The organism is Actinomadura napierensis, assembly GCF_039529375.1.
In the GTDB taxonomy this organism is placed as follows: Bacteria; Actinomycetota; Actinomycetes; order Streptosporangiales; family Streptosporangiaceae; genus Spirillospora; species Spirillospora napierensis.
This window is the reverse complement of record NZ_BAAAMR010000255.1, coordinates 1-1,770: the sequence shown is the minus strand read 5'-3', so window position 1 is coordinate 1,770 and position 1,770 is coordinate 1. Positions and strand designations below refer to the sequence as shown.

Genomic DNA, 1,770 nt, shown 5'->3' with positions numbered 1-1,770 from the left:
GTCCAGAAAAGTCTTCATAGTATTTTTCAGAAAAATTGTTATCTTCCTCAAAATCATCTATTCGCTTTTCTAATCGATTCACCAGATCCTCAATACGATCGGCTTGCTGTTTAACAGCAATAGATTGAAAATCATTGGTCAAAATTTTACTGAATAATTTACTGGTTCTGATTCCTTCTGAATTAGCCAATTGATCGTAGAATTCTGCTACTTGTGGATCTAACCTGACTGCATAAGTTTTGACTTTTTCGCCCATAAATTACACCTCTTATTAAAATTAGATTTTGTACAAAATTAAATATATATAATTCAACTAATTAAATAAAAAATAATAATTAGATTACGTACAAACTTATTTGTACAGAATTAATTTATTCTAAAACAAAAACTTATTTAAATATAATGCTTTTTTTATGTACAATCATGAGTACATATTTTTTCTTAAATTTATCAATATCTTATCTAAAAAAAGTGTTGTTTTGATGTACAACCATGAGCACAGCATAAAAAATAGATAATTCAATCACTTATTCTAAAAAAAGACCATTTTTCTGTACACGTTTCTGAGACCCTAAAAAATCGCTGAAATCCTTATCCTGTAAGGCTTTGAGGGGTGTCATCGTTAGATGCGTGGTGTGTGACAAAAAAATCCCGGCATGTGCCGGATCTTGGATTGGAAAATTGGCTAAAGTGACGTAGGGCCGGTGCTTGGTTTTGCATGGAAAAAAGTATTTATTTCCTTGTTTAGAAAAACGTAAAAAATCAATTTTTTGTCCATTCATCCAGGTTAAAAATTTCAACCCAAAACTTTAATTATGAAAAGCTTCATAGAACGCGTTCAAATGCGATTTAAGAGCCTTTACCTAGAAAACATAGATCTCATAGTGAAAAACACAAAACAGCTCAAAAAACGCAAATGAGAGCGAAATAAAGAGGTATTTTGACTTTAGATAGATGCATAGAGCGAGTGTCTACGAGCGAACTATCAAAATTTGCGCCTAGACCCTCTGAAAAACATTTTTTTGTCCTCTTTAGCCTAAGAAAGCGTAAGTTTCGTGCAGAAATTTGCTCCTGGATCGAGCGTAGCGAGTAAAAAAGTTTTATGAGCGAAGCGAATTCCAAGTTTCTTTTGCTTTTTTTTAAAGTCACGCCAGTATTAACCAAAAAATTGCCCCAACGAACTGAGCGAAAGCGAAGTTCAATAGAGTTTGAGCGAAGCGAAAACCAAGGGCAATTTTTCATTCCCTGGGCTTTTAATTATTTTAAAGTTTTTAAATACTTTTAAATGGCTTGAAAGCCTTATGAATAAAGGGTTTTAGCTCTTATATGTCCACGTTTACCTTGCAATATGTCCACGTTTACCTTGCAATATGTCCACGTTTACCTTGCAATATGTCCACGTTTACCTTGCAATAGTACACAAATAATATTAACGTGTACTTATACACAATAAAAAATAGTGGCTATGAGAGATTTAGTTGTAAAGGACAATGCCTTAATCAACGCAAGCTATAACTTAGACTTAGTAGAACAACGTTTAATTTTATTGGCTATTGTTGAAGCAAGGGAAAGTGGGAAAGGGATTAATGCAAATGATCCATTAGAAGTTCATGCAGATAGTTATATCAATCAATTTGGTGTACACCGTAATACAGCTTATCAAGCCTTAAAAGATGCTTGTAAGGATTTATTCGCGCGTCAATTTAGCTATCAAGAGAAAAAAGCTAATGGGAATATCCGAAATGTTATGAGTCGTTGGGTATCTCAAAT

General features: G+C 33.1%; 2 protein-coding genes. One reads left to right on the top strand and one right to left on the bottom strand.

What is annotated here, in order from left to right:
* Nucleotides 1–256: hypothetical protein (locus ABD296_RS49270; protein ID WP_202746050.1), on the bottom strand; the 256-nt coding region annotated here is incomplete at its 3' end.
* A gap of 1,209 nt (nucleotides 257–1,465) precedes the next feature.
* Here ABD296_RS49270 and ABD296_RS49265 point away from each other — a divergent pair.
* Nucleotides 1,466–1,770, top strand: a 305-nt coding sequence (locus ABD296_RS49265; RefSeq protein ID WP_344285410.1) for a RepB family plasmid replication initiator protein, incomplete at its 3' end; no start/stop codon positions are given.